Raw genomic sequence first — 20,761 nt, forward strand, 5'->3', positions numbered from 1 at the left:
GGATCTTTCAAACAAGCACTATGGTTGATGCAAGTTGTATTAGGAGGTGAACGTCAATGCCGAACATTAAATCCGCGATTAAAAGAGTGAAAGTAAATGAGAAGCGTCGTCTACGCAACGCATCCCAGAAATCAAACCTTCGCACAGCAGTAAAAAGCTTTGAAACAGCTGCTGCTAGCAGCAATGTGGAAACTGCAACTGCAGCCCTAGTCACTGCCAGCCAAAAGCTGGATAAAGCAGCGTCTAAAGGCTTAATCCATAAAAATGCCGCAGCCCGTAAAAAGTCCCGCTTAGCGAAAAGACTTAACGCGCTTTCAGCACAAGCTTAATAACTAATGCGAACAAGTAAAAACGACCGCTCCCTTGGGAGTAGGTCGTTTTTTTGATGACTGCATAAGCAAAAGTTCGTAACGGGAACATATAGACAACCGGCGCGTGTAGGTTTCAAGATTAGCAATATGATGCCTTCAAATTCATATAGCACCTTCAAGCGACAAGCTTTAATAAAAAAAGCTCCAGACCGAGCGCTTTATCGATTTTACCACTTTTCATTTGATAATCGAGATCAGATAATTGATCCAGAATATTTAACAGCTGGCTCACCTCAAAACGGTTGCTCTGCCCTGCAGCGATCTTGACTGCATATGGATGCAGACTGATTTGCGAAGCAATTTGCTGCTGTGAATAGCCTTGCTGCTGCAAATCCTTGACCTGATACATAATGCGGAACTGTCGGGCTATCAGCGCCATGATCTTGATAGGCTCTTCCTTGCGCCGAAGAAGCTCTGCCAGCATCGTGAACGCCTTGTCCAATTTGAGCTGCACAATATGCTCGATAAGCAAAAAAATATTTTGCTCAATGCTTCGCGTTACCAACTGATCCAAAATCTCTGTCGTTATCGTTCCCCCACGTCCTACAAACATCGCGCATTTATCCAGCTCACTCGATAAGGTTTGGAGATTCGTCCCGGTGTACATAATAAACTGCTCCTGTACGCCTGAGGCAAATGTAATGCCAGCCTTATCAGCCTCTCCCTTCAACCACTGTCCAAGCTCGTCCGCAGATAAAGAAGCGCACGATATCAAGTAGTCCTTTTCCTTCAGCGATTTCACGAGTTTCTTTCGTTCATCAAGCTTTTCAGCACCTACAGTGAGAACGATAACGCTAAAATCAGCAGGTGATTTCAAGTATTCCAGCAGCCGCTCAGGCTTGTGCTCAACCTTTGAACTATCCTTAGCTCCTGTCAGAAACAGTGCATTTGTAGCAACCAGCAGCTTACGTGGCCCTATAAAAGGAAGTTCTTCGGCTTCTTCTATAACCCTATCTATCGAAGTCTCGGCCAAATCGTATCTGGATACAGCAAATGCAGCATCCTGCGGGTCTATGAGGTTACTCGTAAGCTTCTGTAAAAACTCTTGAATTAAATAGGACTCTGTACCGAAACACACATACAACGGTGCAAACGTCCCTTTCTGAATACTCCTTAATGCGGTCTTAAAATCCATTGCTGCTCACCCATTTCCCTCTAACCCAGTTTATATCAGCATTGTAACAACAACAAAGGGATTACGTCAAAACCTTACGGTTCAGACGTAACCCCCTTGCTTCTAATCCCATCTATATAAACAACCGGGTTAAGGCTCTAGAAACCATTCCCCGAGAGGTCATACGACGTAATTTCACCTTTTTTTACCTACCCTATCATACGCAAGTGATGCGCAATGTGTGTTTTATTTTCATACAAAATATTTATAAAAGATTACTTGGCTGCTTCCGTTAAATTAACTGCGTTGATACTGAAGGTCCTCGATCTTGTTTGATTGCCTATCTGATAGGTCAACTTGTAATCAGCTGTCCATTCAAGCAATGTTATTTGTTCGGTATCCGCCGCTGCATTCATTGAGGTGAAAATAAGTTTTCCATTCTTATCAATAATGACAACGCGATTCTCATTGATGGCTGCCGTATACGTCTTATCAACAGCAGCAAGACTGCTGGCAGGTGCCACTTTCATTGAAGAAAAACTTTGTTCCCCCGCTGGAGCTGCACCTATCTTCGATTTGTCAGTGCCGCTATCATTTGTTGGGGCTGTATTGCTGGTACTTTGCTGGGCAGAATCTGCTGCAAAACCACCGAATGAGCCTGGTGCTGCTAAGCTGCTGCGTGGTATTTCTGTCGGCGGAGCCGTTCCTTTGGCAGTCGGACTATCCGTCTTAGCCGCTGGCGGCTGTGCTCCGAAGGTAAGAGGTTCTTTCAACTGACCATCACCCGTACCCGCTTGCAGCGGAGTGGAAGATGACTTTTGTTGAGTACTCTCACCCGTGCTTGGCACAGCCATGATCTGACTGTCGGCCGCCGAGCTCCTTGGGCTAGATGTTTGTGGCACAGCCCCACCTATTTTATTGGAGCCCATATTCGGTGCTGGAGTCGTCGTGTTGCCTGGAGCACTCGTGATGGGAGCTGACGACGGCGGGACCAAATCTTTAGAAGCTTGGGACGTACCGATTTCATTCTGCTTAGATAGAGGTTCACCACTGCCGGCATCCGGCGAAACAGCCGCAGGAGCAGTACTATTCAACTCACCTATGCCAGATGCTGCGGGAGTTGAACTTTTTTCCCTAGAGCTAGCACTGCTGGTTGAAGCAGATTTGGAATCTATCATGGCACTATCTGCGTTTTCCATATTGTGTTGATCTTGTTGATTAAATACAAAGAAACCGAGAATCAAACCTGCTGCTACCACGCCGCCAACGATTTTAGCTGAAACAAAGCCGCGTGTCCGACTGCGCCAATCGTTCATTCGGCTTACAGTCACAGTATCCTTGCGCACAGGTTGAGCAGTAGTTGGTACAGGCTCTCTCTGTATGGAGGAAGAGATGCCACGTGAAGTGTATGCAGAAGCATCCTCCGTAGCCGAAGAAGTTAAAGCCATATCCATTTGCTGCAGCTTAGGTAGAATCGCATCTACCAAACTGAATGCTGGCGTGACTTTTGGCAAGCTTTCCAATTGATCTGACACATTCAACAATCGTTGGAACAGCTCCGTACATTCCGGGCAATCCTCTAAATGATAGAGCATTTGATTATATTCTATTTTATCGAGATCCTGATCGAGATATCTCTGCATCAATTCGATCACCTCATGGCAATTCATCCCGCACACTACCTTTCTAAAAGATTCACAACTGATATATGTCAGTCGCATAACGCTTTGCAGTAGAACCGGTTGGACCTGAGAGTCAAGACTGTTACCACTTATCCCCGGGTCGATTCGGTAGATGTTTTTTTGTAATCCTGCAACAACATTTGCAACTGCTGCCTGGCCCTAAATAAATATGATTTAACCGTGTTGATGGGCAAATCAAGTGATTCGGCAATTTCATTGTAGGAAAAATCCTGCAAATACCTAAGCACGACGACTGATCGATGATGTTCTGGCAGTTTATCAATGGCCTCTTTAATATCTTCGGCAATATATGCGGACATAACCTCTTGTTCAACTGTTTGTGTTTCTGTAAAAGTCAGATCAAACTGCTCAATGGATACTGTGGGCTTATTTTTCCTGAATTTATCAATACACAAATTGGTAACAATCCGCTGGACCCATGTCTTGAACTGCGCTTTTTCTTCGTAAGAATTAATTTTTGTATAAATGCGTATTAAAGCTTCCTGCGCGGCATCCAAAGCGTCCTGCTCATTACCCAAAATGTAATATGCGGTTCGGTAAACATGATTTTCAATCTCACGCAGCAGGGTAATTAGAGCGTCGCGATCGCCCGACTGGGCAGCCTTTATCAAATCTGGCGCTACCACTGGGATCCCCCTCTCTTGCAACTATATAAACGAAAACATAATTGATAATGTTGCACGTCCAAGATAATTAGCTGTACTAAGAATATCAAATTTGTTCGCTAACGTATACTCTCGCTAATTTTAACTGTATAAAAGGCTATATTACGCGTTTTGTTGTTTATATCATACAAACTATACATGTTCTACAGGCAGCCTGCCAATAGTAAAAAATCACAGGCAACCTCTCACCTCTCTTGCAATCTTTACCCATAACTTCATTTACTTCCATTATTTATGCACAAATAATATTCTTTATAATTTTTACACAAAGATAATTGTCATGTTCACCAATGACCCATGTATTTTTTTGTTATAAAATGATCAAAAGAAGACCTTGCTGTCGAAACTATTTTGGAGGGAACCACATCATGCCGGAAGCTCATGAAGATCGAATTTATTGGATAGATACATTAAGTAGAATAGCACAACCTGTGCTGTATCATTTGACCAACCGCCAGCTAAAAGAAAAAATGCCCGTCGAAGCAAAGATCGATGACAGGCCGATGTATACATATTTGGAAGCTTTGGCGCGCCTTCTAACAGGAATGGCTCCTTGGCTTGAGACAGGCAGTCGTGAGGGTGAGGAAGGACGCTTGAGGCAGCATTATGCTGATTTGGCTAGGCAAGCCATTGATGCGGGTACAGACCCTTCCTCACCTGATTTCATGAATTTTTCCGAAGGTAATCAGCCGATTGTGGATGCAGCCTTTTTGGCCCATGCCATTCTGAGAGCACCTGGAGAGCTGTGGGATCAGTTGGAGCCACGGGTACAGAAGCAAGTCGTAAATGCTCTAAAAGCAACTCGTACTCGTAAACCGGGTTTTAACAATTGGCTCTTATTCGCGGCGATGATTGAAACTGCTCTTTTCCGTGCAGGTGAAGATTGGGATCGGATGCGTGTCGATTATGCAATCAGACAGCATGAGCTTTGGTATAAAGGGGACGGCATCTACGGAGACGGGCCGGAGTATCATGCGGATTATTACAATAGCTTTGTTATCCAACCGATGCTGGTTGATATTATTGAAGCAGTTGCCAGTGAAGAGGAGGATTGGGCTGCATTAAAAGAGCGGATTGTAAAGCGGGCTCAAAGATATGCTGTTCAACAAGAGCGACTGATCTCGCCTGAAGGAACCTTTCCGGCACATGGACGCTCACTTGCTTACCGTTTTGGTGCTTTCCAAGTGTTAAGTCAAGTTGCGCTGCGGGATGAACTGGATGCAAGCTTAGAACCTGCTCAAGTCCGCTGTGCTTTAACTGCAGTCATACGACGTATGATTGAAGCTCCCGGTACATTCGATGAGAACGGATGGCTGACTATCGGATTCTGCGGCCATCAGCCTGAGATTGGCGAAACGTATATATCTACAGGCAGCTTATATTTATGTTCTGCCGTATTTTTAGCGCTGGGATTGAGCGCGTCGGATCCTTTCTGGCAGGGACAAGCGGATTGGACAGGTAAGAAGGCATGGTCTGGTCAAACGTTTAATATTGATAAGGCTTTGAGGGGCTAAGATATATAAAGCTCGAAACTCGCTCAAAAATACGAGCGAGTTTTTTGTTATGCATTATACTTCTTTCAACAAAATACGTAGCTGCCGATCTATCTTAAAAGATATATGCCGGTTCTCACCATTCTATCTTGCAATCCTTTCCACATTTTGATTACTATTCAAGCTTTGTCTTCACCTTAATTTTTCCGTTGTTAACGGTCATTTGTATTTCTCCCATCTTATCCGTACGTACGATTTGAATGCCGTTTTGCTGTAAACGCTCCACTACGGTTGGATGTGGATGACCATAAACATTGCTCGCACCTACAGATATAACAGCCATTTTAGGCTTGTAGGCCTGCAGCCAGTTATTCGATGTAGAGGTCTTGCTGCCGTGGTGAGCAACCTTCAGTACATCAATCGTCCCTTGCTGCATCAGTTCAGGCAATTTGAATGGAAGTCCGTTAGTCTCAATGAGACTTGCCGTCAAATTGTCCTGAGGCTTGGCAGCAGTCATTTGAGCGACAGCCGTTTCTGCAGCTTGTTCCATATCCCCTGTAAATAACCACCTCGTATTGTCCATTCGCATCATAAAAACAACAGATTGACCGTTTTGCTCTTTCTCTAAATGCAGCTCCTCTACAGCCGCATCCTGTATGGGATGAAGCACCACAAGCTCCGTAGAAGTGTCTAGCTTCAATGTGCTACCTGCACTTGCCTTAACGAGCTTTACCTGTTTATCCAAGGCAGTCTGAAACAATTTTTCAACCGCAGCCCCCGGTTTGATGGTCCCGTTATATACAAGCTGTTTTACCGGAATTTGTTCCAATACAGCCTGTAAGCCACCAATATGATCAGCATCCTCATGAGTGATCACTAAATAATCAATCTGCTGAATGCCTCATTTTTTTAATAAGGGTACCAGCAGCTTGCGCCCTACTTCATATGGATTCTTGCGCAGCTTCCATTCGTCACCGGGTTTGTGAAAGCTCACTGTACCTCCACCGTCAACCAGAACCACACTACGACTTATTGGTGAGCGTATAAGAATGCTGTCTCCTTGGCCCACATCGATAAAATCGACTCGCCCCTCTCCGACTGATTGCCAACGGTCAGGAAAATAGGCATACACTAACAACGCTATCAAACTCATACTTGCCAGAGGCAGCGGCATTTTTTTCATTATCCAATCCCACGTTAAATGTCCGTTCTTGTTAATCTGCCATCTAGGTCGAACTGCCTTAAGCATAGGTTCATCCGCTTTACGATGTTCGTTTTTCAAACGAGAAAGCACCCCTACCAGAATAGCAAGCACCATATAGTACCCAACCATCCAACTGATGCTGGGACTAGGCCAAATCGTTTGAAAGCCATCCCATTTACTGGAGATCGATACGATAATGAACACCCATTCATTGACCTTGGCTACAATCCAGGCTATCGCCTGACCTGCGGGAACATAGATGAAGCCGATAACCAGAGCTGCCGTGCCTCCCGGCATCGTGACCATACTGAATACAGGGACTAGACAAAGATTGGCAGCCAATGAGAGTAGTGATAATTGATTAAAATAATAAATCGAAACAGGAAAGGAGATCAACTGAGCTACAAGCGAGATCGAGAGTGTATTTTTCCATAGCTGAGATCGGATGGGCAATAATGTGTTAACAGGCGGTACTCCAATAATTAATCCAATGGTCACCAAAAAAGAGAGCTGAAAGCTGACATCGAGCAAATAATAAGGCTCCCATATGAGCATAACAAAGCCTACTAGCAGAACAGAATGCAAGCCATCCTTCAAGGTATGTCGATAAGCGGCGTATAATCCTATCATCGCCATTAACCCAGCGCGTACAATAGATGGGGAGCCTCCTGTTAGTGCAATATATAACGGCATAAGTGCAATAGCTGTGAGTATACAGGTCTCTCTTGTTAAGCGTAATTTACGCAACACCCACAATAAACAAGCAAGAAATACGGCAACATTCAATCCTGATACCGCTAATATGTGTGTTAATCCAAGCTGTGAAAATTGCTGAAATTGAACAGGGTCCATATCATCGGTTAAACCAATCAGCATACTTTGCATAAATCCTCCCTGATCATCAGGGAATATTTCTGAAATCCGCTGTGCGAGAACCATTCGAAATTGATCATTCCAACGTAATATAGACACCCATGTCCACGTTTGTGGCTGCGTCACCTGTATCGATGCAATCCCCTTGACGCTCACCGTCCAATGTATATGTTGAAGCCGCAAATAATCCCGATAATCGAATCCGTCAAAATTTCGCGCTTCCGAGGGGAGCTTGACCATCCCATGCAGAACGACTCGGTCCCCACGCAGCCATAATTTAGCACGCTGCTGCTCCTCACGGCTTAACAGCTTTAGGACTACAGCCACCTGCTCATTTATGGGCTTAGGCTTATTAAGGTGTTGGCTATGTTCTTCAGTCTTCACTTCCTGCTGCTGGCTTTCAACCGTTAGAGTAAAGGATGCTTTATCTCCGTCAATATCTACTCGTGATGCAATGAAACCTGCCAGAACCATACTGGCTTCATCATTGCCTACGGTATGAGGCGGCAGAGAAATTTCGCTGTGGTTCGATTGGTCATAGCTTTCATAATATCCTGCACCAATCAACACTAGAAGTACTGCACATACACCTATTCTGAACCTCAAGCCCATGCTCCAATAAATAACCATAGCTATCGCTAAAAAAAAGCTTACATATAGGGATAACCAGTCCAGATGGAATAAATACGCCACTGCATAACCGCTTATCCACAGCAGCGTACATACAACGAGCGGTCTATTCATTCCGCGGCCTCCTTCACACTATTAAGGTAATCACCGATACAACGAAAAAAAACCTCTTGCACCCAATGGCGCATTAAGAGGTTCCTCCTCATAACAGCTGGCTTATTGATATTCTTGTGTACCTTAATATTTACGCGTAAGCTCGCTCCTGTCCATCAATCCGTACTATCTATAACAGTATCACTTGTGCCTGAAGGCGGTAAATAAGACTCCAGCCTGCGAAATACGATCCCTTTTTGTTCCATCAACGCCGTTACCTTGGCACTGTCCTTATTGTATGGACGATGGTACACAATTTCGGTAATTCCACTGTTGGCCAACATGTTGGAGCAGGTCCAGCATGGCTGGTCGGTTACATAAACGACGGAATTTTCGCGATCCTTAGGGTCTGTAAACAGCAGCAGATTCTGCTCGGCATGGATCGTGCGGATGCAGCGTTGTTTTTTGAGAACCTGTTCGGTGCCTTCAAGATTTAAAAGTTCATATTCCTCCACAAGCATGCAGCCTGCTTCCGAACAATCCGGTACCCCCATAGGCGCGCCATTATAAGCGGCACCGAGGAGTTTTTTTCCCTGCACCAGTACGGCACCGACATGTCTGCGGTTACATCGTGAACGAGTAGAAGCCATGTAAGCCATATCCAAAAAGTAAGTATCCCAATCTTTGCGGGTTGTCATTAGTAGATTCTCCATAAGTTATAATAGAATAGGTATCCTTGTTATTTTCTCATACTTTTCATGAAAACAAAAGGCTGCATTAAGGCTCCAGCACTAGATAGGGCTTCATTTTCTCCAGCACCTTCACCCCAATCCCCTTGACATCCAGCAATTGCTCTATGCTTTGAAAGCTACCTATTTGTTTGCGATGGGCAATAATGGCTTTTGCTTTACTTTCACCAATGCCCGGTATTGTGATCAACTGCGTCTGCGTGGCTTTGTTGAGATTTATCATTCCTTTTGTTGACGCGGGCTTAGTATTATTATCAGGCAATTCTTTGTCGGGCTTGTTTACGGCGGGAGCGGCTTCTGCCAAGGATGGCTCTGAACTTGTTTGGGAGTTGGCTGTTGTGTCCTTGAGAACATTTTTATCCGTGTTTGTTTGTGAAAGAGCCGCGGCATTTTTACTTTGCTCAGAGAACTCCGCTTTCTTCAGCTTTTCTTCTGACTGCTTAAGCAAAAATGTTTTCATTTCATCATTAGCGGTTTGCCATCCCGTGGTCTGAGCAAAACTACGTTCATATAACGAAAACCCCCACCAACCAACTACCAAAATAATAGCCGCAGTTACAATCCATACTACCCATTTAATGCTCGATCCGCCGTTAACGTACAAAAGTAAATTCCCTCCATTCTGAAAAGTATATTTAACAGGATAATCACTGCAGACCTCTGCAATTATGCTTAAAGCGTCATCCCATTCGTTGCCCTATCCACTTAATAGGTATAATCCAAACCTCCACCGCATAGGGATAAAGGAAGGTTTACTGATCAAGGGGGGATGGCTATGCAAGTTGGATTCATCGGTACGGGCAGCATGGGCAGCATATTAATCGAAGCGTTCATTCAAGCGGGTGCGCTCCTGCCGGAGCAAATTACGATCACAAACCGTACCCTGTCCAAAGCAGAACGATTAGCAGCTGCCTATCCCGGTATCCAAGTTTCCCAATCCAGCGCTGATGTTTTACAGCTTTCCGAAATTTTGTTTATATGCGTGAAACCATTGGAATATAAAACCGTTATTCAAGATCTTAAGGACAAGACAAAACCCTCGCAGATTATTGTATCCATAACAAGTCCAGTGCTTATTAATCATTTGGAGGGACAGCTTAACTGTAAAATTGCCAAAATCATACCCAGCATTACCAACTATGTATCCAGCGGTGCGACCCTATGCATGTATAGCGATCGTATGTCTGAGCCAGATATTGAGCTTCTTGACAATTTACTCTCCTTCATCAGTACACCGATACGTGTTTCTGAGGAGCATACGCGGATTTCATCCGATCTGACAAGTTGTGGACCTGCATTTATATCCTATTTTTTACAAAAGTTTGTGGATGCCGCTGTTGAAGAAACCGGCATTTCCGAGTCTGAAGCGACCCGGCTGGCATGTGAAATGCTTCTTGGAACAGGCAAACTCCTGACCGTTGGCGGATTCAATCCTCTTTCCTTGCAAAAGAAGGTTGCAGTGCCGGGTGGTATTACGGCGGAAGGACTCCGTATAATGGAAAATGAGCTGCACGGGATGTTTAATAAACTGATCCGCACAACTCATTCCAAATATGAAGAAGATGTGGAAAAAGTGGAAGCACGGTTTTTGGGCACAGATGCCGACTAACGTGATGCTTTCACGTTTTCCTCTTATGAACCGTCCGTGCATTCGGACGGTTATTTGATATGATGATTTTTAGCCAACTACAATGTTAACCAGCTTTCCTTTAACCGCGATGACTTTACGTACCGTTTTGCCGGCCATAGCTTCCTGGACCTTCTCGGAGCCCATCGCCAATTCCTGCAGAGCCGCTTCATCAGCGTCCTTGGACACAAGCGCACGCTCCACGATTTTTCCATTTACCTGTACAACGATTTCGATCTCATTATCTACTGTCCATGCTTCATCATACTCAGGCCATACGGCATATGAAACGGAATCCGTGTGCCCCAGCTTTTCCCACAGCTCTTCAGCGATGTGAGGTGCTATCGGGGAAAGCATTTGTACAAAATGCTCCATCGCTGCTTTAGGCAGACGATCTGTTTTATAAGCCTCGTTCGTAAAAATCATCAATTGGCTGATCGCTGTATTAAACCGCAGCGCTTCTAAATCCTCAGTAATTTTTTTGATCGAACGATGCCATGTACGTTTAAATGACTCACTGCCCAAGGTCTCGTCAGAAGAAATTTTGGAATGCAGCTGACCATTATCGCCGACAAACATCCGCCATATCCGATTCAAGAACCGGAAGTTCCCCTCTACACCGTTAATATTCCAAGGCTTTGTTGCTTCCAACGGTCCCATAAACATTTCGTACATCCGCAGCGTATCGGCACCGAATTCATTGACGATCTCATCCGGGTTGATCACGTTACCACGCGATTTACTCATTTTTTCATTGTTTTCGCCCAAAATCATACCTTGATTGACCAGCTTGTGGAATGGCTCCTTCGTTGCAACAACACCCAAGTCGTACAATACTTTATGCCAAAATCTTGCATACAGCAAGTGAAGCACCGCATGCTCGGCACCGCCAATATATAGATCCACAGGCAGCCATTTTTGCTGAAGCTCCTGAGAACACAGCTCCTTGTCATTCTTTGGATCAATAAAACGCAGATAGTACCAGCAGCTGCCTGCCCATTGCGGCATTGTGTTCGTCTCGCGGCGAGCTTTCATACCGGTTTCAGGATCAACAGTTTCCACCCAATCGGTCACAACCGCGAGTGGCGATTCGCCTGTACCTGATGGAGCAATCTGCTCGATATCCGGCAGCAGCAGGGGCAATTGATCAACAGGAACGGTTTTCATCGTTCCGTCCTCCAGATGAAGAATAGGGATCGGCTCACCCCAATAGCGCTGACGGCTGAACAGCCAGTCACGTAATCGATAAGTGACCTTGCCGTGACCTTTGCCGTTCGACTCCAGCCATTCAATCATCGTGGCGATCGCCTGGACATTCGTTAATCCGTTCAGCAGCTCGGAATTCACATGTGCTCCATCTCCTGAATAAGCTTCCTTCGTAATATCTCCGCCAGTAATGACCTCAACAATCGGCAGATCAAACTGCTTGGCGAACTCCCAGTCACGTTGATCATGTCCAGGTACTGCCATAATTGCACCTGTTCCATAACCCGCAAGTACATAATCGGAAATCCAGATCGGCACCTTTGCCCCATTGACCGGGTTGACCGCATATGAACCCGTGAATACACCGGATTTATCTTTGGCCAGATCGGTTCTCTCCAGATCGCTTTTGTGTGAAGCCTTCTCCTGATAAGCCTTCACCGCTGCATCTTGCTCAGGTGTAGTTATGCTTGATACCAAATCATGCTCAGGGGCCATTACGCAGTAGGTAGCACCGAATAAGGTATCTGGACGAGTTGTAAATACCTTCAGGCCTTCACCTTGATGACCGTCAATAGCAAATACAACCTCAGCACCCTTGGACTTGCCAATCCAGTTCCGCTGCATATCTTTAATCGACTCGGACCAGTCCAGCTCTTCCAGATCATCCAGCAGTCGCTCTGCGTACTCCGTAATTCGCAGCACCCATTGCCTCATGGGTTTACGAACTACCGGATGATTACCGCGTTCACTCAAGCCGTTTATGACCTCTTCATTAGCCAATACTGTTCCCAAAGCTGGGCACCAGTTTACGGCAACCTCATCTACATAGGCAAGTCCTTTGTTATACAGCTGAATAAAGATCCACTGTGTCCATTTATAATAATCGGGGTCGGTCGTACTGATTTCACGGTCCCAATCGTAAGAGAAGCCCAGTGACTTGATTTGACGGCGAAAATTATTAATATTTTTGATCGTTATATCACGGGGATGTTGTCCCGTATCCAATGCATGCTGTTCGGCAGGAAGGCCGAACGCATCCCAGCCCATCGGGTGCAGCACGTTGTAGCCGCGCATTCTTTTATAGCGTGAAACAATATCCGTAGCTGTGTAACCCTCCGGATGCCCTACGTGAAGCCCGGCTCCTGACGGATACGGAAACATATCCAACGCATAAAACTTCGGCTTGCTATCATCCTCTAGCACTTTGAATGATTTATTTTCATCCCAATATGCCTGCCATTTCGGCTCGATGGCCTGCGGGTTATATCCCTGTTGTTCTTTGATTTCCTCTGTCATTCTGTTAATCCCCTTTCATTATGTCCAAACAAAAAAGCCCCTCATCGCTAGCGCAACGGCTAGGGACGAGAGGCGTGCTTCCCGTGGTACCACCCTAGTTAACATCAGGCATGCTTTGCCCGTGTTCACTCTTCCCCTTAACGCGGGGGCAACGATCCGGTTAGACTTGACTTTGCCCTGCCCTATTGAACGTATCCAACATCAGCAGCATTCAAGCTTTAGCCTTCTGGCTCCAAGACGAGTTCACTCTTCCCATATGCCAGCTCTCACCCTAACACTGACTCTCTGAAAAATGGTACGTAGCTACTACTTCCTATCACAGCCGCTTTTTCATATAAGGCGATTATATGTAAAAAACGGCATTCGTGTCAAGTCACGCCTGCTTGTTCACTCTGTTTTTTAATAAAATAACCATTTGATGATGGCAAGAATCAATAAATGACCGGGATAAAACGATAACCACAGCCACCGCGGAATAGTAAATGGGATGGGTCTTGCTTTGGCTCCCCAAATCAGCCCTAACGTAGAAACCATACTTATAAATTGATAAATAACGCCGCCAGTCCAGTAATAATACAGGTTCAAGAAAAAATGCAAAAGCAGAGCAAAATAAGAGGTCGTATACCTGAAGATCAAAATCATCATCAGCGCATATGTACCGTAATCAGTTGGAATCCAACTAAACAGCAGAAAAGCAATACAAGCGATAAAAATTTGCAATAAAATAATCCGGGTACGGTCCATCGCTATCAGGGTCAATATACATATAAAAAAGGTCGCAATTACATTCAATTCCATATAGTCGAAGGCCCACATAAAAGGGAATTGGGAAACGAGCGCTAATATCCCCAATCGCAGCACATATTTTTGAATATTGCGGGTATGTAGAAAACCTTGAACAATACCAAAAGCATACAGAGGAAAGGCCAGTCGTCCAATAAAACGCAAGAACAGAAATTGATCTGGATATAAAGCTGCTCCTATATGATCGATGAGCATGCTCAGCATGGCTACGATTTGAAGCAGCTCTCGCTGCATTCCCATCGGATTCGCCTTGACCATGGGCTGCACGCTGCTGTTTTCATTGCTCAATAGGGATACCTTCTTTCTCTGTTTAGATAAAATACTCCATGTCATGAATAAACCTCGATAACCACTATATGAAGCGGAATCGAGGTCTATTTGGAGAAAGTAAAAATGATTAGAGAATTTCCCAAATGGAAAAGATAACAATATTAGCTGCCAGTGTAACGTCGGCAACTCCGATCAACTAGAACGAGGTGGGCCACATGTTGGGTATTATGAACGGAATTTTGTTAGCTTTACCACTATGGGGAATCATTTTATGTATATGGAGCCTGTTTATGAAGCTGTAACAGGCTTTTATTCTAGTCCAATGGCTTCCTCGCTACAAAAAAAGCACGCTGCGTTGTGTCTGTTGCCGGCTTCCATACAAAATCACCGTAGCAAGCCACATCATTAAAACCAACAGCCATTAGCTGCTGCTTTAACCAGGAAAGTGAATACGCACGCTGCACATGATATTCCTCCAAACGCAGAAAATGATTACCATGCTCAGAGCCTGATTTTCCGCCGCTGCTCGGAGGTACCTGACTAAATATCGTCAGCGCGTGCTCGATTTCACAACGTTCTTCGTCCAATTCGCTCGTCCAAATATAAGCAATATCGTCTTCATTCAGAAAAAAGGGCTGTTCCTCCGCATAGCTTTGCAGTTGTAAGGGTGTATGCACATCGAATACAAATATGCCACCAGCTTTGAGACCCTCGAATGCTTGCATAAAAGCCTGCTGCACATCCTCCTGCTCCAGCAAATAGTTCACACAATCACACAAAGAGATAACTGCATCAACCTGGATCGGCAAGGACCAATCGCGTAAATCCTGCTGCAGCCATGTCACTCGACCTTTTCCCTGGAAAAGATGCTGAGACTCAGCTTCTTGTGCCTTTTGCTGTGCTACCGCCAACATATCCTCGGACAAATCGATTCCAAACACTTCATAGCCCTGCTGTGCAAGCGGCAGTGCTATACTGCCTGTACCGCATCCGAGATCTGCAATGGTTTGTGGAAGACCATATTGTTTCCAGCATTTTTGCAAAAATTCCAGCCACTCAGCGTAAGGCATATCTTCCATCAGTCGATCATAATAATACGCAAATTGGTTGTAAGCCACTATCGTTCAACACCTTTGCTAATTGACAATTCATTGCAATTTATTCTGTATCCGACTTACTCTGAGACGTAGGCTCCTGATTTTCCTCAGGCTGTTGCTCTTGCTTCAGATGGGTCCAGCTTCCTTCTTGATAGACAAGACCTTCACGCATTAATTTGCCGATAGCCCGCTTAAAAGCCGATTTACTGATCTGAAACCGTTCATTAATTGCATCTGCCGGAGATTCATCCGAATAAGGCATCGAGCCGTTAGGTCTTTCGCGCAGAAAAGCAAGCAGCTTCTCCGAGTCCTCATCACGTCCAACTTCTTTCACAGCTTTCATTGAACAGTTCACATTGCCATCCTCACGAACAAAGCTTACCCGCACATCAACCTGCTCGCCAAGACGCAGCTTCCTTGTACGATCAGTGGAGTGGATCATGCCAATGACTCCAAAACCAACAACACCTCCGTCACAAACCACAAAGGTTCCCATCTGCAGCGGCTTGTACACTCTTGCGCTAACCCAAGTGTTCTTCCAGCTAGTCGGAGCATCAAAGCACATCGGCTTCAATTCAGCCTCACCGGCAACTCTGGCCAGCAATCGACCTTGGCGGTCATGGGCAAGCTCAACAAACACCTTGTCTCCTACTTGTGGCCGAAGCTCACGCAGATCAGGCTGTTCCCTGAATGGAAGCAGCAGGTTGCGGCCTAAGCCCATTTCCAGAAAACAACCGAACCGTGGATGAATATCAACAACTTCCAAAAGAGCAATCTCACCCAGTTGGATTAATGGTTTTTTCATCGTACTGGCAAGACGATCCTGTGTATCGTAGAACAAAAATACATCTACGGAATCACCGGGTTTAATCGTGCCCACGACCTCGCTGTAATGGAGCAATACTTCTTGATTGCCATCCGTTACAAAATAACCGTGTGGAGCGATTTCCTTAGCAACTTTGAGTTTGTAAGTTTTTCCTGCATCCAAGATCATACGCGTTCAACCACCTTGGCATCCGACCAAAGACGCTCAATATTGTAATATTCCCGATCTTCGCGATGGAAAACATGAACAATAACGTCCCCTAAGTCAACCAGCACCCAACGTGCTGTATCCATACCTTCTAATCCACGTACACGTCCACCATTTTGTTCAGCTTTTTTACGAATTTCCGTAGCGATAGCTTGAACCTGTGTTTCTGAATTACCATGACAAATAACGAAATAATCCGTAATCAGCGAAACCCCCTGCAGGTTTAACGCGATTAAATTCATTGCTTTTTTATCTTCAGCCGCTTCAACAACAAGATCTACTAATTTTTCTGGTGTAAGACTCATTTCATTTCCTCCTCTATCTCACTGTATTGCAAATTATTCAATTCAACTGATTTATTTCATCAACCAGGCTATTTCTAGCCAATAACGTTAATGGATAAACCTTTTTTCCTTTTTCCAGCAAAAAAATAATCGTACCATCAAACGCCGTCAAGAGTGCTTTCTCCATACTATATTCGGCGATTTCACGAATCTTATGCACGCCCGGAAAATCTCTTCCAGGTTCGATATAGTCTGCCAGACAAACGATTTTTTCCAGCTGAGTCATGTGTTTACGTCCAGTCGTATGGTAACGGATCGCATCCAACACCTCTTCGTCGTCAACCTCATAATCCCGCTGAGCAATAAAAGCACCTGCATGAGCATGCCAGATTTCCTTATCATAATCCAACAAATCCGCAGGTAAGCCATGATCGCGAATCACATTGCCCTGTTCCTTGACTGGCCAATATTTACAAACATCATGCAGCACTGCAGCCATGTGAGCCTTGTCAGCATCACCTTGATAGCTTCTTGCGAGTAAAACGGCTGTCTCCATCACACCTAACGTGTGCTCCCAACGGGCAGCAGGCATTTGTGACTTTACCGCATCAATCAGCTGCTTGCGATTCATAAATCCGATTCACCACCATATATTCATTTACTCGATCCGGAACTAAATAACGAACCGATAGCCCTTTGGATTGACGCAATCGAATCATGCTCGAAGAAAGCTCGATCAAGGGCATTTCTACAGGAATAACCGCTTTGCGAATAGCTTCTGGCAGCAAACTCAAATCCCACACATAACCTGGACGCTGAAGACCGATAAACGCAATTTTCTGCACCAATTCATCAATCCTGTACCATTTGGGCAAATACTGTACCATATCCGCACCGATAATATAAGCAAAATGAACGTCTGGATGCACTTGAAGAAGCTCGGTTACGGTGTCAAAGCTGTAGGAAATGCCGCCCTTCCTCAGTTCGAAATCAAAAGGGCGAAAATGGGAGTGGTCCTCAACCGCACGGCACACCATGTCCCAACGCTGCTCCGGAGTAGCCATAGGCCCTTTCTCTTTATGAGGAGGCACATTCGTTGGCATAAACCAGACCTCATCCAACAGCGCTTGCTCACAAGCATGCTGGGCAGCAATTAAATGTCCGATATGTATAGGATCAAAGGTTCCTCCCATGATTCCAACCTTCATACATTCACCTCTTCTAGCTCAAAAATCTAAACCGGCAGTACAATCGTTTTATGATCTTTCGACTCTTTGTACAGCACGATAATTTTGCCTATTACCTGTACGAGCTCAGCATCTGCTTGCTCTGCCAATTGTTCACCGACCTCTTTGCGGTCCTCGCCACTGTTATTGAGCACCGTAACCTTGATCAGCTCGCGTACTTCCAATGCTTCATTGATATGTCTGATCAGATGCTCGTTCACGCCACCCTTACCCACCTGGAAAATCGGGTTCAAATGATGCGCTAAAGCGCGTAAATGTCTTGTTTGTTTACCTGTTAGCATAATTATCGTTATCCTCTATTCTTGATTTAATAAAAGTTATGGGTGATCTTGCTAGTCGTTGTAAGCGGTAAGCTGCGAGTTTCATCTATGCGTTAAATGAATCGATTACAGCTTGACGCATGGCAGCAACCGGAGCCGTAGTACCTGTCCAATACTCGAAAGCGAACGCACCCTGGTAAATAAACATACCCAAGCCGCTGTGAATGGCTGCACCCCGAGCCTCGGATTCACAAAGGAATTTTGTAACCAGTGGGTTGTAAACCAGATCACTGACTACAGTAGAATCCAGGATCAATGAAGTATCCATCGGTACAGCATCAACATTTGGATACATGCCAACGGAAGTATTATTCACAATCAAACCAACCTTGCCAACCATATCGCCAATCTCATCCATCCCTAAGCCGGTGGCTGTGGTGAAGCTGGATATGGTTTGCGCCAGTTCAATGGCTTTATCGCGAGTACGATTGGCTATATAAATATGGGCTGCACCTTCCATGGCTAATGCATACGCAACACCACGTGCTGCGCCCCCTGCACCAAGCATCAATACATGTTTGCCTCGCAAATCGATTCCTGTTTCTTCCTTCAATGATCTCACGTAACCGATACCATCCGTATTACGGCCAATAAGCCGTCCATCTTCATTAATAATCGTGTTGACTGCACCAATGATCCGGGCGCCTTCATCGATTTCATCCATGTATTCCATGACCTCTACCTTATGCGGAATGGTAACATTGACACCGCGAAATTGCAGGGTGCGGATTCCATCAATAGCCGCCTTAAGCTGCCCCTGTTTAATATGAAATGCCGCGTAGACCGCGTTTATCCCCGATTCTTCAAAAGCCCGATTCAACATGATCGGCGATTTCGAATGGTGAATCGGATCTCCGAAGACACCATACAGAATGGTGTTGCTATCCAGTTTCAGTTTCCCCATTATTATTCGTTCCTTCCACTCTATATCATGGATTCGCGCACAGCAACCTTAACCCCTTTGGGAACATGCACTGCCAAATCGGCGCCGCTATCGCTGTTAATTTTAATCCAGCCCAAACCCGAGATCGAAACATCGTATATTTTGCCTTTCGGAATACGCACAGGTACCTTGGTCAGCTTCGGCAATAACTCCAAAGCCTCAAGTGTCGGAGGTGCTAGCATGACACCCTTGTGCTCTGCATACAGCTCATCGGCGCGTTCCAGCTTGGTCCGGTGCGGTGTAAGGGCATTGGATACATAAAAAGTAAACGACTGACGCGCACCTTGAATAAAATCAAACCGTACAAAGCTGCCAAAAAATATCGTCTGCTTCTCATTTAATTGAAATACGAGCGGCTTGACGACCTTATCAGGCATGAGCGTAGTTAAATCTTTTTTGCTTACGAGCTCTGTCAATCGGTGCGGGTATACAATACCTGGTGTGTCAATAATAAAGGTCCCATCATCCATGGGTATTTTCACCAGGTCAAGAGTCGTTCCCGGGTACTGGGACGTTGTCAGCTCGGCTTCCAGATCGCTGTAATCACGAATCAACCGATTAATCAGTGTCGATTTGCCAACGTTCGTAGCCCCAACGACATATATATCGCGTCCACCCCTATGCTCGTCCAATGCTTGGATGACACGATCAAAGCCCATATTCATTTTTGCCGAACATAATACAACTTCAACAACCTTAAGGCCAAATTCACTGGCCTGCTTACGTATCCAATTGACAATTCTGTTATAATTGGTCACCTTCGGTAGCAAATCAATTTTGTTAACTACCAACACAATCGGATTATCTCCGACAAAGCGAGGCAGACCGCTGATCAAAGTACCTTCAAAATCGAATATGTCGACAATATTGACGACCAGTGATTTTGTATGCCCAACGTGACTCAACAGCTTCAAAAAGTCATTGTGGTCTAAAGTAATACCTGAGGACTCGTTATAATTTTTCATGCGAAAACAACGCTGGCATATGATCGGCGAACGATCCAATGCTTGCGCCGGAACATAACCCAGCTTGTCAGCATGCTCCGTTTGCAGCTTCACACCGCATCCGGCACAGGCCTGTGATTCAAAAATCTTTTCTGTCATGGTTTACCTACCTTTTCATCCAACTTGTAGCTACTTTCTCGAGCGAGCGATTGACAACTTTCGTAAAAAAACCTTCATCTCCCTTTGCAATTGGAAGCACCAGAATCGTAAATAAGCCAATCCGGTTCCCGCCAAGCACGTCGGTCATCATTTGATCGCCAATAACCACTGTTTGACTAGGCAGCAGATTCATCATACCTAATGCTTTGTGGAAAGCTGCACTGGTCGGCTTTTTGGCCCGATAAATAAAAGGCAGAAGCAGCGGTTCAGCGAATTTACTAACCCGTAGCTTGTTATTGTTGGAAACAATCACGACCTGAAAACCGATTTGTGCAACAACCTTGAGCCACTCAATTAATTCTGGTGTGGCTAATGGCGCTTTGGCTCCTACGAGCGTATTATCAAGATCCGTAATTATGCCACGAACACCTTTGGCCCATAGATCATTGAGGTCAATATCATATATCGTGTTCACTTGTAATTGTGGAAGCAGCCTTTTTAACAAAGAAATCACCTCGGGAACGATCATACCTACATACGTCAAACTATACCACAGCCTGATAGGTGTGGCAAAATAATAATAACGATCTACAACAAAAAGCCTGACAGCAAGCTGCCAGGCCAGAGCTTAAAGCT

General features: G+C 45.1%; 21 protein-coding genes. 3 read left to right on the plus strand and 18 right to left on the minus strand.

Annotated features, from left to right (window positions below; translation table 11 throughout):
- Nucleotides 1–56 precede the first annotated feature (56 nt).
- Complete coding sequence (rpsT, locus tag BM210_RS13275) at nucleotides 57–329, plus strand: 30S ribosomal protein S20 (protein ID WP_076230087.1); 273 nt, start codon at nucleotides 57–59, stop codon at nucleotides 327–329.
- A gap of 157 nt (nucleotides 330–486) precedes the next feature.
- Here the strand turns inward: rpsT and holA are convergent, their stop codons facing one another.
- The 3 genes from holA to BM210_RS13290 form a co-directional block, all read right to left on the minus strand.
- Nucleotides 487–1,506 (minus strand): DNA polymerase III subunit delta, encoded by a 1,020-nt coding sequence (gene holA / locus BM210_RS13280; RefSeq protein WP_091168807.1) that lies wholly within the window; start codon nucleotides 1,504–1,506, stop codon nucleotides 487–489.
- Nucleotides 1,507–1,760: 254 nt separating this feature from the next.
- Nucleotides 1,761–3,155: an anti-sigma factor family protein gene (locus BM210_RS13285; RefSeq protein ID WP_177237791.1), complete on the minus strand. Its 1,395-nt coding sequence runs from the start codon at nucleotides 3,153–3,155 to the stop codon at nucleotides 1,761–1,763.
- A gap of 101 nt (nucleotides 3,156–3,256) precedes the next feature.
- A complete protein-coding gene (locus BM210_RS13290) occupies nucleotides 3,257–3,814 on the minus strand; it encodes an RNA polymerase sigma factor (protein WP_091168812.1) in 558 nt (185 codons plus the stop codon).
- Nucleotides 3,815–4,221: 407 nt separating this feature from the next.
- Here BM210_RS13290 and BM210_RS13295 point away from each other — a divergent pair, with 407 nt between their 5' ends.
- Complete coding sequence (locus BM210_RS13295) at nucleotides 4,222–5,367, plus strand: DUF2264 domain-containing protein (protein ID WP_091168814.1); 1,146 nt, start codon at nucleotides 4,222–4,224, stop codon at nucleotides 5,365–5,367.
- 154 nt (nucleotides 5,368–5,521) lie between these two features.
- Here BM210_RS13295 and BM210_RS35675 read toward each other — a convergent pair whose 3' ends face one another.
- The 4 genes from BM210_RS35675 to BM210_RS13310 all read right to left on the minus strand — a co-directional run bounded on the left by BM210_RS35675 (nucleotide 5,522) and on the right by BM210_RS13310 (nucleotide 9,499).
- Complete coding sequence (locus tag BM210_RS35675; RefSeq protein ID WP_371263480.1) at nucleotides 5,522–6,244, minus strand: ComEC/Rec2 family competence protein; 723 nt, start codon at nucleotides 6,242–6,244, stop codon at nucleotides 5,522–5,524.
- A gap of 3 nt (nucleotides 6,245–6,247) precedes the next feature.
- On the minus strand, nucleotides 6,248–8,167 hold the full coding sequence (locus BM210_RS13300; RefSeq protein ID WP_256223589.1) for a ComEC/Rec2 family competence protein: 1,920 nt from the start codon (nucleotides 8,165–8,167) through the stop codon (nucleotides 6,248–6,250).
- 155 nt (nucleotides 8,168–8,322) lie between these two features.
- Nucleotides 8,323–8,844 carry a deoxycytidylate deaminase gene (locus tag BM210_RS13305; RefSeq protein ID WP_091168817.1) on the minus strand — a complete coding sequence of 174 codons (522 nt, stop codon included), beginning with the start codon at nucleotides 8,842–8,844 and terminating at the stop codon, nucleotides 8,323–8,325.
- Nucleotides 8,845–8,923: 79 nt separating this feature from the next.
- Nucleotides 8,924–9,499, minus strand: coding sequence for a ComEA family DNA-binding protein (locus BM210_RS13310; protein ID WP_256223590.1), 576 nt, complete (start codon nucleotides 9,497–9,499; stop codon nucleotides 8,924–8,926).
- A 171-nt stretch (nucleotides 9,500–9,670) separates the two neighbouring features.
- Between BM210_RS13310 and comER the strand changes: the two genes are divergently transcribed.
- Complete coding sequence (gene comER, locus BM210_RS13315; RefSeq protein ID WP_091168819.1) at nucleotides 9,671–10,504, plus strand: late competence protein ComER; 834 nt, start codon at nucleotides 9,671–9,673, stop codon at nucleotides 10,502–10,504.
- Between the two features lie 69 nt (nucleotides 10,505–10,573).
- Here comER and leuS read toward each other — a convergent pair whose 3' ends face one another.
- The 11 genes from leuS to BM210_RS13370 all read right to left on the minus strand — a co-directional run bounded on the left by leuS (nucleotide 10,574) and on the right by BM210_RS13370 (nucleotide 20,630).
- Nucleotides 10,574–13,024: a leucine--tRNA ligase gene (gene leuS, locus BM210_RS13320; protein WP_091168821.1), complete on the minus strand. Its 2,451-nt coding sequence runs from the start codon at nucleotides 13,022–13,024 to the stop codon at nucleotides 10,574–10,576.
- A gap of 399 nt (nucleotides 13,025–13,423) precedes the next feature.
- On the minus strand, nucleotides 13,424–14,116 hold the full coding sequence (locus BM210_RS13325) for a TraX family protein (protein WP_177237792.1): 693 nt from the start codon (nucleotides 14,114–14,116) through the stop codon (nucleotides 13,424–13,426).
- A gap of 296 nt (nucleotides 14,117–14,412) precedes the next feature.
- Nucleotides 14,413–15,219: a class I SAM-dependent DNA methyltransferase gene (locus BM210_RS13330; protein ID WP_177237822.1), complete on the minus strand. Its 807-nt coding sequence runs from the start codon at nucleotides 15,217–15,219 to the stop codon at nucleotides 14,413–14,415.
- Between the two features lie 37 nt (nucleotides 15,220–15,256).
- Complete coding sequence (locus tag BM210_RS13335) at nucleotides 15,257–16,189, minus strand: CvfB family protein (RefSeq protein ID WP_091168830.1); 933 nt, start codon at nucleotides 16,187–16,189, stop codon at nucleotides 15,257–15,259.
- Nucleotides 16,186–16,533 carry a ribosome silencing factor gene (rsfS, locus tag BM210_RS13340; protein ID WP_076230075.1) on the minus strand — a complete coding sequence of 116 codons (348 nt, stop codon included), beginning with the start codon at nucleotides 16,531–16,533 and terminating at the stop codon, nucleotides 16,186–16,188. The genes BM210_RS13335 and rsfS overlap by 4 nt, the downstream gene beginning before the upstream one ends.
- A 37-nt stretch (nucleotides 16,534–16,570) precedes the next feature.
- Nucleotides 16,571–17,143, minus strand: a complete 573-nt coding sequence (gene yqeK, locus BM210_RS13345; protein WP_091168832.1) for a bis(5'-nucleosyl)-tetraphosphatase (symmetrical) YqeK — start codon at nucleotides 17,141–17,143, stop codon at nucleotides 16,571–16,573.
- Nucleotides 17,121–17,720, minus strand: coding sequence for a nicotinate-nucleotide adenylyltransferase (locus BM210_RS13350; RefSeq protein ID WP_091168835.1), 600 nt, complete (start codon nucleotides 17,718–17,720; stop codon nucleotides 17,121–17,123). Before BM210_RS13350 ends, yqeK begins: the two co-directional genes overlap by 23 nt.
- A gap of 26 nt (nucleotides 17,721–17,746) precedes the next feature.
- A complete protein-coding gene (gene yhbY, locus BM210_RS13355; protein ID WP_091168836.1) occupies nucleotides 17,747–18,040 on the minus strand; it encodes a ribosome assembly RNA-binding protein YhbY in 294 nt (97 codons plus the stop codon).
- A gap of 85 nt (nucleotides 18,041–18,125) precedes the next feature.
- Entirely contained in the window at nucleotides 18,126–18,983 is an 858-nt protein-coding gene (locus tag BM210_RS13360; protein WP_091168839.1) for a shikimate dehydrogenase, read from the minus strand.
- A gap of 20 nt (nucleotides 18,984–19,003) precedes the next feature.
- A complete protein-coding gene (gene yqeH, locus BM210_RS13365) occupies nucleotides 19,004–20,125 on the minus strand; it encodes a ribosome biogenesis GTPase YqeH (protein WP_091168841.1) in 1,122 nt (373 codons plus the stop codon).
- Between the two features lie 7 nt (nucleotides 20,126–20,132).
- Entirely contained in the window at nucleotides 20,133–20,630 is a 498-nt protein-coding gene (locus tag BM210_RS13370; RefSeq protein WP_091169379.1) for a YqeG family HAD IIIA-type phosphatase, read from the minus strand.
- Nucleotides 20,631–20,761 lie beyond the last annotated feature (131 nt).

It is taken from the genome of Paenibacillus sp. 1_12, from assembly GCF_900114475.1.
Taxonomy (GTDB): Bacteria; Bacillota; Bacilli; order Paenibacillales; family NBRC-103111; genus Paenibacillus_S.

Bases quoted from the DNA above. Each gene is read 5' to 3' on its own strand.
- rpsT (WP_076230087.1), top strand. From the start codon at position 57: ATGCCGAACATTAAATCCGCGATTAAAAGAGTGAAAGTAAATGAGAAG.
- holA (WP_091168807.1), bottom strand. From the start codon at position 1,506: ATGGATTTTAAGACCGCATTAAGGAGTATTCAGAAAGGGACGTTTGCA.
- BM210_RS13285 (WP_177237791.1), bottom strand. From the start codon at position 3,155: ATGAATTGCCATGAGGTGATCGAATTGATGCAGAGATATCTCGATCAG.
- BM210_RS13295 (WP_091168814.1), top strand. From the start codon at position 4,222: ATGCCGGAAGCTCATGAAGATCGAATTTATTGGATAGATACATTAAGT.
- BM210_RS13300 (WP_256223589.1), bottom strand. From the start codon at position 8,167: ATGAATAGACCGCTCGTTGTATGTACGCTGCTGTGGATAAGCGGTTAT.
- BM210_RS13305 (WP_091168817.1), bottom strand. From the start codon at position 8,844: ATGACAACCCGCAAAGATTGGGATACTTACTTTTTGGATATGGCTTAC.
- comER (WP_091168819.1), top strand. From the start codon at position 9,671: ATGCAAGTTGGATTCATCGGTACGGGCAGCATGGGCAGCATATTAATC.
- leuS (WP_091168821.1), bottom strand. From the start codon at position 13,024: ATGACAGAGGAAATCAAAGAACAACAGGGATATAACCCGCAGGCCATC.
- BM210_RS13335 (WP_091168830.1), bottom strand. From the start codon at position 16,189: ATGATCTTGGATGCAGGAAAAACTTACAAACTCAAAGTTGCTAAGGAA.
- rsfS (WP_076230075.1), bottom strand. From the start codon at position 16,533: ATGAGTCTTACACCAGAAAAATTAGTAGATCTTGTTGTTGAAGCGGCT.
- yqeK (WP_091168832.1), bottom strand. From the start codon at position 17,143: ATGAATCGCAAGCAGCTGATTGATGCGGTAAAGTCACAAATGCCTGCT.
- BM210_RS13350 (WP_091168835.1), bottom strand. From the start codon at position 17,720: ATGAAGGTTGGAATCATGGGAGGAACCTTTGATCCTATACATATCGGA.
- yhbY (WP_091168836.1), bottom strand. From the start codon at position 18,040: ATGCTAACAGGTAAACAAACAAGACATTTACGCGCTTTAGCGCATCAT.
- BM210_RS13360 (WP_091168839.1), bottom strand. From the start codon at position 18,983: ATGGGGAAACTGAAACTGGATAGCAACACCATTCTGTATGGTGTCTTC.
- yqeH (WP_091168841.1), bottom strand. From the start codon at position 20,125: ATGACAGAAAAGATTTTTGAATCACAGGCCTGTGCCGGATGCGGTGTG.